A 14,763-nucleotide genomic window follows, 5' to 3' on the forward strand; every position below is an offset into this window, starting at 1 on the left:
ACCAATATTGATATTTGGTTTGACATTTATAAATTAATTGGTAAATTAAAACCTTACATAAGCACTTATAAGAGAACATAATAATGAAGCGCACTCTCTTTAGAGACACAAACACACTCCCACTTATCCCCTTTCCTATGACACTTGCTTCCAGCCTGGTGATCTTCTTCTCCCAGGGGCTATACGCTCAGGAGCAATCATCTGGCGAAACCGATGCCACAATGCTGGAGGAGATCGTCGTCGAAGGTATCCGTGCCAGTTTAGAAGCCGCCTCTGATATGAAGCGCGATGACTCGCGTATCGTTGACGCAATTGTTGCAGAAGATATTGGCAAACTTCCGGACAACAATATCGCAGAAGCCTTGCAGCGTATAACCGGGGTATCCATCAACAGCGACTTCGGTGTAGGCGATAGCGTTTCAATTCGTGGCCTATCTCAAAATAGAGTAGAGCTAAATGGGCGATCAACAGTCGGGGATGAACGAGATGGTGTAAGCCTGCAAGACTTTCCCTCGAGCTTTCTGAAGGCAGTGGAGGTCATTAAGTCACCCACAGCCGATATGATCGAGGGCGCATTGGGAGGTACAGTCAGCATGAAGACGGTTAGGCCGCTAGACCTGGACGGATTCACTGCGGCTGGCTCTTTAGACGGGGAATATGCCGACAAAACTGAAAACTGGGCTCCCATTGCCAATATCTCCATAGGCAACCTTTGGGATTTGGGCGAGGCAGGAACCTTCGGCGCCATCGCAATGTACTCATACCAAGACCGAGAAATACGTCAGGACGAGTATAAAAATCGAGTCAGACTCTACGACGAGGATGTAAATGGGCTAACAGCTAACACGCCCAGCGGACTATTCGCGGTACGCGAACAAAACACCGTGGAGCAATACGTAGAAAACCGAGAGCGAAATGCGCTGAATATTTCTCTACAGTGGGCCCCCACATCGGAGCGCGGCAACGTGTACTTAGATCTGAGCACCACCGAAAGATCTGGCTCGCAGAATGGCAGCTCAATTTTAGACGTAGGTGGCACCAGAACCTACTTTGATGGAACTACTCAAGATGGCAACGGCCAAGTAAATAACTATGCCTTAGAGGGAGCTTTTGTTATTCCCAAAACTTGGAGCGATTTCAGAGAAACAGATTCTTTTTCCCACGCCTTAGGCGCTGAATGGGATTTCACCGACTCTGTAACCTTTAGCGGCGAAATTTCAATGGCGGCATCCGACAGCTATCGCCCAGATTCGGAGTTTAACCTGCGCCCGGTCAGTAGAGACGACTGGGAAATCTGGGCAGAACAATATACCCCGGGCACCAGCGATTACGATGATGATCTAAGCGATTTTAATCTGCGCCACACAATAGATGCCACCTTTAGTCAATCCGGCAACTCGATTCCCAGCATTATTTATTCAGACCCAAATGCATTAACCGGTGCCGATAATCTGGCCATTAGGGCTTTTTATCATGATGACATTCGCACCAAAAATGATGAGCAAGCGATTCGCTTTGATCTGGATTACAAAGATGCATTTAACATCGACTGGCTGACGTCGGTGAAAGCCGGATTCCGCTATACCGAAAACGACTACGAGTTCACCCAAAAACGATTTCGGGCAGATAACCTGTACCGCAATGTGCTAACAGATGAAGGCACAGACAACGAAGCACCTATAGCCGTGTGGATCGATGATTTTGAAAATATGTTCCCGGGCTCATTCGAAACAATTAACCACGCCAATTCGTTTGACCAAAATGGCACTTCCGGCCAAATGGACTTACTGAGTTACCGGATCTATCGCGGCGATCTTCTAGCCAATCCAAGTGCCACGTTTGATCGCATTCAGCAAATGCTCGCAGGAACCAACTACGCGCTTACGGGTAGCCTGTCAGATAACCTAGAATTACAGGAAGGTTCATATCGAGATATTGCCGAGCAAACAACAGCATTCTACATATCCGCCGACATGGAATTCGAGAGACTCCGAGCAACAGTGGGCGGGCGTTACGTAAAAACAGAAATTGACTCTACGGTCATTGTCGACAGTGCCCCTGTGTCAGGCTCGCACAGCTACAACGACTTTTTACCAAGCGTGAATATAACGTATGATTTAAGCGAAAATACTCTCTTGCGTTTTGCCGGAGCCAAGGTCATGCGGCGCGCGGACTACGCGGAACTCAGCCCAGCGTTTGAAGTTAACAGTGCAATAACTGCGGCAACGCAAGGTGCACTGGACCTAGACCCTTATCGCGCGACCCAATTCGACTTATCACTGGAACATTATTTCGGCCAGGGCAACCTTGTTTCTCTAGCGCTATTCTATAAAGATGTGGAATCTTTTCTTAGCTCCACCAACACCTGTGTAGCAAATCAACAAACTACAGATCAGAACGTCACGGAGTGGGAAGGTATTTGCCTGCTGGAAAACGCCGGTGAAACTAATTCCGATTTAGTCTACTCGACATTGGGTGACTTCGCTGGTGCAGCCAACGCTGATGCCGCTGGATTTAATTACACAGCTGCACAACGGGATGCAGGGCTGACAGGAATTGTTACCAATAGAGTGACCAATGGCGAAAACGGAACAGTGGAGGGTTTGGAATTTGGCTACCAACAACACTTTGATTTCTTGCCAGGGATATTCTCCGGGCTTGGCATGAGCTTTAACTACACCTACTCCAAAAGCGAACAACCTAACGGAAATATGCTCTTGGATATTTCAGAAAACACCTACAACTTGCAAGTATATTGGGAATATTCAGATTTCCAGGTTCGCCTGGCCTACAACTTCCGCGATCAGTTCCTAGACACTGAAGAAGAAACGCGGATTCAAACTATCGGTGGCTTAGCGCTGAACAGCGCCACAAACGATGAATCGTCAGAACTGTATGACGCGACAGCTGGTAACAATTACAGAGATGACAGAGGTCAGCTAGATTTTTCAGCCAGCTGGGACGCTACTGAGAATCTTACGGTTGTCGCCAATGCCACCAACCTTACCGGAGAACCGTCGGTTTACATCACGGAGCTAGGAAGCCCTTGGCTTTACACTGAAGCCGATAGAAGGTTCAGCTTAGGCCTCCGGGCTTCGTTCTAATTTGCTTGATCTGTGGTAGATTTGCCGGGATTTAATATCCCGGCTTTTTTTGGGCGACAAACTTAGATAGGGCGAGATCAGCGCACGACGGTTACATTTTAATTACGAATTTATTGTTTTATGCCTTCAGCAATCAGTCCTCTGAACAGCCTTCTTGCGGCCTACTCTCTTCTGAAATTGCAGAACAATGACCATTCATGCTCTATTAGTGCACCACACACCTTTTTTGTCGCCGCCTATCCAAGCTATGGCGGCGATGCCCACGGTGTTTAGTGTGGTTACTTTTTCGAAACGGCTCCAATAATGGCTTCTACAAGAGCGTGTTAGCTAACGCGTAGCCAGTTATTTTTTAACGGATTTCATGCTGAAGAGCGCGCAATATTCAGTAACAGTTCAGATCTAATAGCCACTTATTTTACTCACCAAGGCGAAAGACTTTTATTCTGATCGCTTTTTGATTTAAATGAAGAAAAATTGGCCATAGATTGCCACTAAATGCGACAAATCCCCCCCCAGGCATTTAGCCGACTAATCCAGTTAGATAAGCCCACCGACTATTAACGCTTCCTATTTTTGACTATTTTACACGCGGGGCAGTCAATATCTGTTAGACGATGGTATCCTGCGTTTTTTAAACTGCACCGTAAAAGGTAGGAAGCTAAACCTGGCAGATCGATGAACATGATCTAAACAGGTTTAACTTCAGGAGATGACCATGAAAAAAAGACCAATAGCCAAAACCCTAGCTAAGTACTTAGCTGCTCTAACCTCTCTAGCGCTCTGCCCTAGCCTCTTCAGTACTGGCGCGCTTGCCAAAGATGTCTCTCTGCGCGTAGGTGAGGAGGCTGTGTGGGTAGCTATAGATCAGCAACTTAACGAAACACACGCTTCCCAACTGGGCTTGGTGTTCAATAGTGATGACGACATCAACATTGTGTCTGGCGGTTTGTTCGCCACCGGCCAGCGCGAGCAGTTCAGCGGGCGCCTAGGTGCCAAGGTGTACTATGCCGACCTAGACGGGGACAATGGCTATGGTATTTCCCTGGGTGGAGACTTAGTGTTCGCTGTGCTACCTCAGCTGGACATCATCAGCGGTCTATATTTTGGCCCATCTTCGATTTCATTTTCTGATGTCGATCGTTATGAAGAATGGTTCATTAAAGCCCGCTACCAGATGTTTGAGAGCGGCGCATTAACAGGCGGCTATGGCACTTTGGCGTTAAAGCCGGACGACGGCAAGGACGTTAAAGTGGATGATGGTTTTTTCGTAGAAATGAGCCTACGTTTTTAAGTCGCCCCTCTAAAGTTAAACTAGGAGCGATTAAATTAGAAGCCCTTAACGAAAAACGAAAATCGACGAAGCTAGGCTCGTTGGGCCTAGCTTGATACCAGATTGGCAAAAGCGCCAAATCGAAAGTTCTACAAAGCCTCAACTAGCCTTGTAAAAACCAGTCTTCCAAAGAATCCTCTTGCCTGCGCTGCAACAGGCTCAATCCTTCGTCCACTACCTTTAAATAAACATCAATAATTTCTGTGGCTAGGTTGAACACCTGGCGACTGTCCATGGTAATAACCTGCGGCTCTAGAATTTCTTTTTCCACGGTGTTTATCAAAAACATCAACTTAAACTCGTAGGCCTTTATCAACGGCAGCGAACGAATGTCGTCTTTGATTTGTTCCAGTAAGCGATCGGATTGGTTACGGACTTTTTCGTGTTGAACACGGGTGTTTTGAATGAAGTAGCGCAGTTTACTGTCTTCCAAACCGCCCAGTTTACCGCGCGTGGCAGAAAGCGTGGCCAAGCCACGGATCTTAGCCACCTGCTCCACTAAGCTGGGCAATTGGTTGCACACAAATACTAGTAACCCCACCAAGTTAAATTGCTGACGCTTGTGTTCGACGTTAGCGGAACTAGAAACGATGGCATCGGGGAAAGCAGAAGCCGCCGGGCGCTCCAACAGGCGAGCCAGGGTCATCATCATCTGCAGCAGCTGCTCAATAAAATGGGAATGGTACTCAAAGTTCTCCATCACCGAGTCATTTTGCCAATCTCGCTCAATGATCGACCAGGCGGCCAGCAGCTTTTCAATTTGGCCATCGGTAAGTAAGTTTGTGGACTGCTTTGAAAAAACCTCCAGCACTTGCATACGACGGGATACCTGTTGCTGCAGGCTGAGAAAATCCGTCTCGAACTCCTGGTAACCGGCAATAAGCGACATACCCAGGCCACGGTGCCTTTGAATAGCTCGGCAAAGGTGGCTAATTTGCTTAATCAGGTTTAGGGCCAGAATTCGCTCGCTATAGCCACCGCAGGCAGAAACCAACTCTACGTTATTCATATTGTTCGCGCTTGCTGTAATCTTGTGTGTGTAGTTGTGTTTTGAAGATATTGTAGACATAAAGGTTCAAACAGTTCCGTTTTGGCGGCAGTACCCTCTGTTTTGGGCTCAGTACTGGTCTTTTGGATCGGTACTTGCGCCGGGGCCGTTTGTGTCAGAGTCGCCCCACCTGCGCCTTGCTAAAATTACCCATCGACCGAGCAATTGCCATACCACTATAGTCGGGCACCAGAATTGAGTAGCCGTCGGCGGCTCGCCCCAGAATAAGCCCAGCAGCCCTGAATCCGCCCTTCAGCCCCGCACCAAAATAGCACCAAAATACAAACAAGGCCCCACGCTGGCCCACCAAAGCACAGTTTAGACCGTCTGCATGCTGCACAGCTCCCAAATAGGGCGTGCTGCCCCACGCAAAACCACAAACGACCCGAATTACGCCAAACGGCTGAACGTGGCAAATCCAGCAGAATCCGCCGCCCAGCCACACCTGGCCAGGGCACCGTAAACGCCAGGGCCTGGGCCATCGCTTTATCCGTCACTAACTCCTATAATTGCCGCTTTTATTTTTACAGCGCAGTGCAAGCGCGCAATTATTGAGCACCACAGCCCACAGGTTCCTAGCCGGATATGAAAGATCAATACCAGCCCGCTGAAGTTGAAGCCCAGGCCCAATCCTATTGGCAGAGCAACAATACCTTCGCCGTCACCGAAGACCGAAGTAAAGAGAAATTCTACTGCCTGGCGATGTTCCCCTACCCCAGCGGCAAGCTGCACATGGGGCACGTGCGTAACTACACTATCACCGATGTGATTGCTCGCTACCAGCGCATGCAGGGTAAAAATGTGCTGCACCCAATGGGCTGGGATGCCTTTGGCCTGCCGGCGGAGAACGCCGCCATTCAAAACCACACTGCGCCGGCCAAATGGACCTACTCCAACATCGAGTACATGAAAGGCCAGCTTAAAAGCCTGGGCTTTGGCTTTGACTGGCAGCGCGAACTGGCCACCTGCCAATCTGACTACTATCGCTGGGAGCAGTGGTTCTTTACCCGCCTGTATGAAAAAGGCTTGGTGTATAAAAAGATGGCCACGGTGAACTGGGACCCAGTGGACCAAACCGTACTGGCCAACGAACAGGTCATCGATGGCCGCGGCTGGCGCTCCGGCGCTCTGGTTGAGCGTAAAGAGATTCCCCAATGGTTTATTAAGATCACTGAATACGCTCAGGAATTGTTAAACAGCCTAGATCAATTACCCAATTGGCCGGAGCAGGTGAAAACCATGCAACGCAATTGGATTGGCCGCTCCAAAGGGGTAGAGATCGATTTTGCCCTAGAAGCCCCCGTGGCCGGTATCGACCAGTTCAGCGTGTACACCACCCGCCCAGATACCGTTATGGGTATTACCTACGTCAGCTTGGCGGCTGAACACCCCATTGTATTGGCCCTGGCCGAAAACAACCCAGAGCTAGCCGCCTTTGTCGCCGAATGTAAGCAACAGAGCGTGTCCGAGGCCGACATGGCAAGCATGGACAAAAAAGGCATGGCCACCGGCATCAACGCCACCCACCCCATTACTGGCCAGCCAGTGGCCCTATGGGTAGCCAACTACGTATTGATGGATTACGGCACCGGCGCGGTAATGGCCGTGCCTGCCCACGATCAACGCGACTTTGAGTTCGCCCAGAAATACGGTTTAGAAATCAAGCAAGTGATTGCCGGCGAAGGCGACCTCAGCCAAGCAGCCATCTCCGAAAAAGGCCCGCTGGTTAACTCGGGCGAGGACTTCAGTCAGTGGGACGGGCTCAGTTTTGGCAAAGCCTTTAAGGCCATTAGCCAACACTTGCACGAAACTGGCAAAGGCCGTGTACAGGTCAACTATCGCCTGCGCGACTGGGGGGTGTCTCGCCAACGCTACTGGGGTTGCCCAATCCCCATGTTAAACCTGGCCGACGGCACCGAAATCGCCGTACCTGGCGACCGCCTGCCAGTACTGCTGCCTGAAGACGTACAAATGGACGGCGTTACCTCGCCCATTAAAGCCGACCCCGAGTGGCGCAAAGCCGGCGAGATCAACGGCGTAACGGCAGAGCACGAAACCGACACCTTCGATACCTTTATGGAATCCTCCTGGTATTACGCGCGCTACACCTGCCCCGGCTTTAGCGAGGGCATGCTGGATAAAGACGCCGCCGACTACTGGCTGCCGGTGGATCAATACGTGGGCGGTATTGAGCACGCGATTTTGCATTTGTTGTATGCCCGCTTCTACCACAAATTAATGCGCGACGAGGGTTTGGTCTCCAGCGACGAACCCTTTGAGAGCTTGCTGTGCCAAGGCATGGTGTTGGCCGATTCCTTCTATAAAGTCAACGACGACGGCTCCAAAACCTGGTACAACCCCGCCGATGTAGAATTGGAAAAAGACAGCAAAGGCAAGGTGATTTCCGCCCGCCACCCAGACGCCGGTGAACTTAGCCTGGGCGGCAGCACCAAAATGTCGAAATCCAAAAACAACGGCGTGGACCCACAATCCGCCGTGGATCAATACGGCGCCGATACCCTGCGGCTGTTCTCCATGTTTGCCGCGCCGCCCGAGCAAACTCTAGAATGGCACGATGCCGGTGTAGAGGGCGCCAGCCGCTTTTTACGCCGCTTCTGGAAAACCGTCCACGGCCACATTGAGGCCGGCAGCCCGGGCACACTGAACGCCGAAGCCTTAAATGGCGAACAAAAAGGCCTGCGTCGTAAAGTGCACGAAACCATCGCCAAAGTGAGCGACGACTTCGGCCAGCGGCAAACCTTTAACACCGCCGTGGCTGCGGTTATGGAATTGCTCAACGAAGTGACCAAAACTGCCGACCGCAGCAGCCCAGATGGCCTAGCCGTGGAACGCGAGGCGCTGGAAGCCATGACCGCCCTACTCGCCCCCATTGTGCCGCATATTTGCCACAGTATTTGGCAGGCGCTTGGCCACAGCAACAACTTGGTGGACCAGCCTTGGCCGGTGGCGGACGAACAAGCCATGGTGCGCGATAGCTTGGTGTACCCAGTACAGGTAAACGGTAAAATCCGCGCCCAGTTGGAGGTTTCAGCCAGCGCCAGCAGTGATGAAATTCTTGCCCTGGCCCAATCCGAGTCCAACGTGGTGAAGTTTTTGGAAGGCAAAGAAATCAAAATGTCGAAGGTCATCCCAGGTAAACTGGTCACTTTTGCCGTTAAATAAATCGTCGTTAAATAAAAACGCAACCCGCTAAGGTTACCGAGTGGTTAAATCTATTTTAGTGCGAGCAACGGCCATTACCGCGCTGCTATTGCTGAGCGCCTGTGGCTGGCACCTGCGAGGCAAAATCGACTTGCCTGAGGCTATGCGCCAGGTGCATTTGCAAACCGAAAACATTGGCGCGGAACAAGAGCGCGATATCCAGCTGGCGTTTAAGCTGAATAAAATCTCTTTAGTTACGGCGGATGAAGCCAACTATATTGTGCGGATTTTTTCGGTGGACAAAGAGCGACGGGTTAACAGCCTAGGCACCGACGGTGTGGCTGACAGCATTGCGCTATCGCTCACCGCCGACTTCGACATCACCGATAGCCAGGGCGTAGAAGTCATTGAACGCGGCCCCTCTCGGGTAGCGCGCAGTTACAACTTCGACCGCGACAACGTAGCCGCCAAAGCCCAAGAAGAACAAACCATTGAACGCGAACTGCGCCAGGAATTAGCCCAGCAAATTCTGCGCAGTTTCCGCTTTGCTTTGCGCAACCAAAGCCAAACCCCTGCCACAACGCCTTCTGAAACCGTGCCTCAAGAATCACTCGATGAACAAACTGCGCCCGGAGCAACTGAGTAAACACTGCCAGCAGCCGCTGGCACCGGTGTATATCATCAGCGGTGATGAGCCGCTGTTGGTACAAGAAGCCTGCGATGATATTCGCCGGGCGGCCACCGCCCAGGGCTTTAACGAGCGCGAGCGCTACTACGGCGATAACACCATAGACTGGCAACAACTGCTCGCCGGTGCCGCCAATATGAGTCTGTTTGCCGAACGCAAGTTAATCGAGATTCATTTCTACAAGGGCAAGGTTAACGAAGAGGCCAATCGCTCCCTATTGGCCTACGCCGAAGACCTACCCGCCGATACCGTACTGTTAATCTCCGCCCCCAAGTTTGACGGCAACAGTCAAAAAGCTAAGTGGTTTAAAGCGCTGATGGCTCAAGGGTTCTTTGTACAAATTTGGCCGGTAACCGCCGCGGCCCTGCCACGCTGGATAGACCAACGCCTGCGCCAGGCCAATTTGAAGGCCTCCAGTGAAGCCATCGAGATTCTCGCCGCCAAAGTGGAAGGTAACCTGCTGGCCGCCAGCCAAGAAATCGAAAAACTGAAATTACTGGTCAACGACGGCGACCTGATCGAAACCGCCACCATGGCCAACCTGGTGGGCGACAGCGCCCGCTACGACGTATTTGGATTGGTGGATAAAGCCCTGGCTGGCAACACCAACGCCGCCATCACCACACTCAATGGCCTGCGCGGAGAAGGAACCGATGGTGTAATTATTCTGTGGGCGTTGGCCCGAGAGATTCGCGTTATTGCCACCGTCCACGAGCGCATGGCTCAGGGCCGCGCCCTGGAAATGGCCATGAATGAAGCCAAGGTGTGGGACAAGCGCAAAGCCCTCATCAGCCCCGCGGTAAAACGCATTTCACCACGCCACGCCCAGCACCTGCTGCGCAAAGCCAATGGCGTAGACCAAGCCATAAAAGGCATGCGGCGCGTGGACGCCTGGAGCGAACTAAAGGACTTAGTGCTGCATCTAAGTGGCGTAGTGAGTTTGCACCCTCGGTTGGATTTGCTGGCACTGGAGTAACCTATGGGTGCTTGCCCAGCCGCAGACAAATCGGCGCCAACCTCACCCTAATCAGCCGCCAAAGCTTTGTGGCCCAACACCAGCTAACGCCCCCTACCTTAACCTTCTACCACGGACTGATAAAACTGCCTGGCAGTACGCGCGCTGTTGGTGCCCCGGGTGCGAGCAAACAATTGCGCCTGGCGAATAAGCTCGTCTTGGCTTACCGCCAGTTCGTGGCCCTCGAACAAAGCCTCCACCACGGCGATGTATTCCTGCCAGCTGATGGGATAAAAGGATAGCCACAGGCCAAAGCGGTCGGCCAGAGAGAGCTTTTCTTCCACGGTGTCGGAATGCAGCACGCTGCTGTCGGCCATACGGGCGGCCAGCGTTTCTTGGTTGTCGCCCTGGGTTTGAGGCACTAGGTGCCGACGATTAGAAGTAGCATAAAAAAGGATGTTTTCCGGCGGCAATTCTATGGAGCCTTCCAGCACACTTTTTAAATGCTTGTAGCTGGTTTCTTGTTCTTCAAAGGAAAGATCGTCGCAGAACAATATAAAGCGATAGGGTTGCTGCTCAATTTGGTCGACGATTTCCGGCAGATCATTGAGATCGGATTTATCCACCTCAATCACCCGCAAGCCCTGTTCGGCGTAGTCGTTCAACAAGGCTTTTACCAAACTGGATTTACCCGTGCCCTTGGCACCCCACAGCAACGCGTGATTGGCCGGCAGCCCTTGCAAAAAACGCTGAGTGTTGTCTACCAAACGCTGCTTTTGCCGGTCTATCTGCAGCAGTTGGCCCAAGCGGATTGGGTCTAGCCTTGTGGCGGCGCGCAGGCGGTTGGTTTTAGCGCGCCAAATGGCGGCGTAGGTTGTGGCCCAATCGATCACAATAAACTCCATTCATTAAATCGTTAGAGTTTACACAAGTAGGCCACATCGGGCTTGGATTTTCCGGCCAGCACTTGTTCATACACCCAGCGTACACGATCTGGCCCTTCCACCAATTGCGGCTTTAACCACTTAATAAAGGCCCCGCACGCATTTGGCCACAGTTGCTGAAAGCGGTAATTCAGGTCTTTACTGCGGGCGTGGCGTTGGTAGTAAAAATCCAACGCCGAAAAATACTCGCAACTCATGGCCAGTTCACCGCTGGCAACCTCGTCCCAGTGGGCCGCTCCCAGGGCGTAGGCGTGGATCAGGTGTTGCTTGAGGTAATACACCAGCATGCGCTGAACACTGAAATTCCCCGAGAAATCCACCAACACAGTATCGGCTTCATCCATGGCCCGAAATTGCTCATAACTGAGCACCTTGTCAAAATGGCCGTGTTTGCGCACAAAATTTACGTTGGATTGGGCGGTTAAACCAATCACTTGGGGCGATGGCCCATCACTTCGTTCAGCGAAATGCTGTTGCAAAAAATACCCCAACCCCATGGCCGTTTTACTAGAAGCGCAGGTCACCACAATTTGTTGGGCGTGCCAAAATTGGCTCTCTTTCAATTCTTCCATCACCATAAAGGCCGCCATCAGCAGTGGCCGCAACATAATTTGCAAATCCACCGCGTTGTAGCACCCAGACTGGGTATCCGCCGGCACCGGTAGATGGCCGCCGGTGGGGTTAAGCAGCTGGTCCGCACCAATACCATAGCGCTCCAGTGGCTCCATGGAAGGGTCAATTAGGGCAAAACGTGTCATGGGGAAGCAGCCAAAGAAGCAGGCGCCGGGTTCAAACACGGCCTGGTTGGCGGCCACTACCTGGGCCACTCCCCACACCGGCAACCGCAGCCGGTCAGTGCCCGCCGGGAATGCTTGGGGCCACACGCTGGCCAGCCCCGGCGCCAAAGCACTGGCCAAATTGTTACTGGAAAAACCAAATCGCTCCAGCCGCACCAACATCGACCCAGGCGCGTTTTGCACATGGGTTGGCACCGCCGCGTTGGAAACCGCCAACCTGCGAAAATCTTTCTGGTTAAATTCCAAACTAATATTGAGCATTGGGGTTACATCTGTACCAGTGGTTACTTAGTGCCGCCCGCGCACTGGCCACGGCATTGCCAAAAATTGGCATAAACAAAATGTGATTGGTGTTGTCCGACATTCGTTGCAGTATAGCCGCGGATAATACCTCAGCCGCAGCGCGGGGTTGAACTGATACGCGGTAAAATCTTTGGGATTGCGACCCAGCGCCGATTTTACGGCGCTCAACGGCACGTAGATAAGACCGCGGGTAGCACTTACAATGAATAATCGATGTAACAGCGAGCCTGTATTTTGAAACGCCAGCCATCAATTAATAGAGGGAATCTTATGAGCCTTAGCCGTTGGGCCACACCCACTCGAATCGCCCTGTGCACCGCTTTGATATCGCTCAGTGCCTGTCAGATGCCTACCCCCGAATCGACCTCGGTGCCTAGCCAATCTGAGAAAATCTCCGGCGTAACCCTGGAAACCTTCGATAACACTACTCGGCCACAGGATGATTTGTTTCAATTCGTTAACGGCACTTGGCTTGAGACCACAGAAATCCCGGCAGATCGCTCTTCCTACGGCAGCTTTTACGTTTTGCGAGAAGAAGCCACGGCCAATGTACGTACTATTCTTGAAGATTTAATTAACGACGATAGCAAGCACCCCGCCGACGTAGAAAAGGCCAAGGCGTTATACCAAACCTTTATGGATGAAGCCGCCATTGAACAAGCCGGAGCTTCACCTTACCAAGCGCTGGCGTCGGAGATCGACGGCATCGACAGCCAACAGGCGCTGATGCAATTTTTGGGTAAAAGCTGGATGGTTAGTGGCCTTGCCCCGGTGGCCTTATTTGTCAGCCCGGATAAAAAAAATCCAGACCAATACACCGTGTATTTCTATCAGGCCGGCCTAAGCCTGCCCGATCGCGACTATTACTTTGACAGCACTGACCACGGCCAAGAGGTGCTCGCAGCCTTTGAAGAGCACATTGAAAAAATGCTGCAATTGGTGGGAGCAAGCGACACCCAAGCCACGGCAGAAGACATCCTAGCGTTTGAAGCCGAGTTGGCCGAAGGCCATTGGCCACGAGTGGATCTGCGCGATGCGGTAAAAACCTACAACCCCATCACAGCCGAAGATTTAATCGGCCAAAACAGCAACACGCCGTGGTCCGAGTTTTTATCCGCTGCGCAAATCGCCGATCAACCTCAGCTGATTATCGGCCAACCCAGTTTTATGCTGCATCTCAACGAAATGTTGGCAGAAATCCCTCTAGACCAGTGGCGCACCTACCTAAAATGGCGCGCGCTCACTTACCTCGCGCCCTATCTAAACGAGGCTCTGGCCACCGAGGATTTTAACTTTTATTCCAAAACGCTTTACGGCACCCAGGAGCAGCGCGCCCGCTGGAAGCGCGGCATCGCCTTTACCGACCAAATTGCCGGCGAAGCAGTGGGCAAACTCTACGTTGAGAAGCACTTCCCGCCGGAAGCCAAAGCTCGCATGACCACCTTGGTAGAAAACCTGCGCGAAGCCTACCGAGAGAGCATTCTGGCCCTGGATTGGATGAGCGAAGACACCAAAGCACAGGCCATTAACAAACTGGAGAAATTTGTCGCCAAGATTGGCTATCCCGATGAATGGAAGGATTACAGCCAGTTGCAAGTCTCCACCACCAGCCTGGTGGACAACCTGCTGTATGGCGAGCAATTCCAATACCAACAACAGATCGACAAGCTAGGCAAACCCATCGATCGCAACGAATGGTTTATGACCCCGCAAACGGTGAACGCCTACTACAACCCACTGATGAATGAAATCGTCTTCCCAGCGGCCATTTTGCAGCCTCCGTTCTTTAACCTAGAGGCCGACGATGCCATCAACTACGGCGCCATTGGCGGCGTCATCGGCCACGAAATGGGTCACGGCTTCGATGATCAAGGCTCACGCTACAATGGTGATGGCAAATTGGAAAACTGGTGGCAGCCCACCGACAGCCAGGCCTTTACCCAGCGCACGCAAACCTTAGTAGAGCAATATGATGGCTACCAGCCGCTGCCGGAGCAGCACGTTAATGGCCAGCTCACCCTGGGCGAAAATATCGGTGACCTGGGGGGACTGACCATCGCCTACAAAGCGTATCAGCTGTCTTTGCAGGGCAAACCGTCGCCGGTAATCGACGGCTTTACCGGTGAACAGCGACTGTTTATTGGTTGGGCCCAGGCTTTTGCGTCGAAGTACACCGACGAGAATCTGCGTAATCGGCTGAAAACCGACCCCCACAGCCCGGCTCGCTACCGCGTTAACGGCGTGGTTCGCAACATGCCAGAGTTCGTAGATGCCTTCGGCGTTACCGAATCCGATCAGCTGTACCTACCACCAGCGCAGCGCGTTAAAATTTGGTAACTCGGTACGGCCCGTGATAATTGGTTTATCACGGGCCAATTCACAGAGATTTCACTTGCGCAGCGGCACACAATCTGTACCCTAGCCGCCTGCAA

9 protein-coding genes are annotated in these 14,763 nt (G+C 52.0%); 6 read left to right on the plus strand and 3 right to left on the minus strand.

The features are described 5' to 3' along the window. Window positions 1-83: 83 nt before the first annotated feature. Entirely contained in the window at window positions 84-3,104 is a 3,021-nt protein-coding gene (locus ACGHM3_RS18610; RefSeq protein ID WP_345422329.1) for a TonB-dependent receptor, read from the plus strand. 715 nt (window positions 3,105-3,819) lie between these two features. Beyond that, complete coding sequence (locus tag ACGHM3_RS18615; RefSeq protein WP_345422326.1) at window positions 3,820-4,395, plus strand: YfaZ family outer membrane protein; 576 nt, start codon at window positions 3,820-3,822, stop codon at window positions 4,393-4,395. 142 nt (window positions 4,396-4,537) lie between these two features. On the opposite strand, the gene ACGHM3_RS18620 is transcribed toward ACGHM3_RS18615, so the two are convergent. Further along, window positions 4,538-5,443, minus strand: coding sequence for a hypothetical protein (locus ACGHM3_RS18620; RefSeq protein ID WP_345422323.1), 906 nt, complete (start codon window positions 5,441-5,443; stop codon window positions 4,538-4,540). Window positions 5,444-6,067: 624 nt separating this feature from the next. Between ACGHM3_RS18620 and leuS the strand changes: the two genes are divergently transcribed. Genes leuS through holA form a run of 3 tightly spaced genes read left to right on the plus strand, consistent with a single transcriptional unit; the run spans window position 6,068 to window position 10,308 of the window. Beyond that, window positions 6,068-8,665 carry a leucine--tRNA ligase gene (gene leuS, locus ACGHM3_RS18625; protein ID WP_345422320.1) on the plus strand — a complete coding sequence of 866 codons (2,598 nt, stop codon included), beginning with the start codon at window positions 6,068-6,070 and terminating at the stop codon, window positions 8,663-8,665. 40 nt (window positions 8,666-8,705) lie between these two features. After that, window positions 8,706-9,290, plus strand: coding sequence for an LPS assembly lipoprotein LptE (lptE, locus tag ACGHM3_RS18630; protein ID WP_345422317.1), 585 nt, complete (start codon window positions 8,706-8,708; stop codon window positions 9,288-9,290). Next, on the plus strand, window positions 9,259-10,308 hold the full coding sequence (gene holA, locus ACGHM3_RS18635; RefSeq protein ID WP_345422314.1) for a DNA polymerase III subunit delta: 1,050 nt from the start codon (window positions 9,259-9,261) through the stop codon (window positions 10,306-10,308). Before lptE ends, holA begins: the two co-directional genes overlap by 32 nt. Before the next feature lie 98 nt (window positions 10,309-10,406). Here the strand turns inward: holA and ACGHM3_RS18640 are convergent, their stop codons facing one another. Beyond that, window positions 10,407-11,180 carry an ATP-binding protein gene (locus ACGHM3_RS18640; RefSeq protein ID WP_390517409.1) on the minus strand — a complete coding sequence of 258 codons (774 nt, stop codon included), beginning with the start codon at window positions 11,178-11,180 and terminating at the stop codon, window positions 10,407-10,409. Window positions 11,181-11,203: 23 nt separating this feature from the next. Beyond that, window positions 11,204-12,289 (minus strand): DUF2855 family protein, encoded by a 1,086-nt coding sequence (locus ACGHM3_RS18645; protein ID WP_345422308.1) that lies wholly within the window; start codon window positions 12,287-12,289, stop codon window positions 11,204-11,206. 312 nt (window positions 12,290-12,601) lie between these two features. Between ACGHM3_RS18645 and ACGHM3_RS18650 the strand changes: the two genes are divergently transcribed. Further along, entirely contained in the window at window positions 12,602-14,668 is a 2,067-nt protein-coding gene (locus ACGHM3_RS18650; RefSeq protein ID WP_345422305.1) for a M13 family metallopeptidase, read from the plus strand. Window positions 14,669-14,763 lie beyond the last annotated feature (95 nt).

It is taken from the genome of Halioxenophilus aromaticivorans, from assembly GCF_042850945.1.
Lineage (GTDB): Bacteria > Pseudomonadota > Gammaproteobacteria > Pseudomonadales > Cellvibrionaceae > Halioxenophilus > Halioxenophilus aromaticivorans.

Excerpts from the sequence above, each read along its gene's own strand:
- ACGHM3_RS18610 (WP_345422329.1), top strand. The coding sequence starts at position 84 with ATGAAGCGCACTCTCTTTAGAGACACAAACACACTCCCACTTATCCCC.
- ACGHM3_RS18615 (WP_345422326.1), top strand. The coding sequence starts at position 3,820 with ATGAAAAAAAGACCAATAGCCAAAACCCTAGCTAAGTACTTAGCTGCT.
- ACGHM3_RS18620 (WP_345422323.1), bottom strand. The coding sequence starts at position 5,443 with ATGAATAACGTAGAGTTGGTTTCTGCCTGCGGTGGCTATAGCGAGCGA.
- leuS (WP_345422320.1), top strand. The coding sequence starts at position 6,068 with ATGAAAGATCAATACCAGCCCGCTGAAGTTGAAGCCCAGGCCCAATCC.
- holA (WP_345422314.1), top strand. The coding sequence starts at position 9,259 with ATGAACAAACTGCGCCCGGAGCAACTGAGTAAACACTGCCAGCAGCCG.
- ACGHM3_RS18645 (WP_345422308.1), bottom strand. The coding sequence starts at position 12,289 with ATGCTCAATATTAGTTTGGAATTTAACCAGAAAGATTTTCGCAGGTTG.
- ACGHM3_RS18650 (WP_345422305.1), top strand. The coding sequence starts at position 12,602 with ATGAGCCTTAGCCGTTGGGCCACACCCACTCGAATCGCCCTGTGCACC.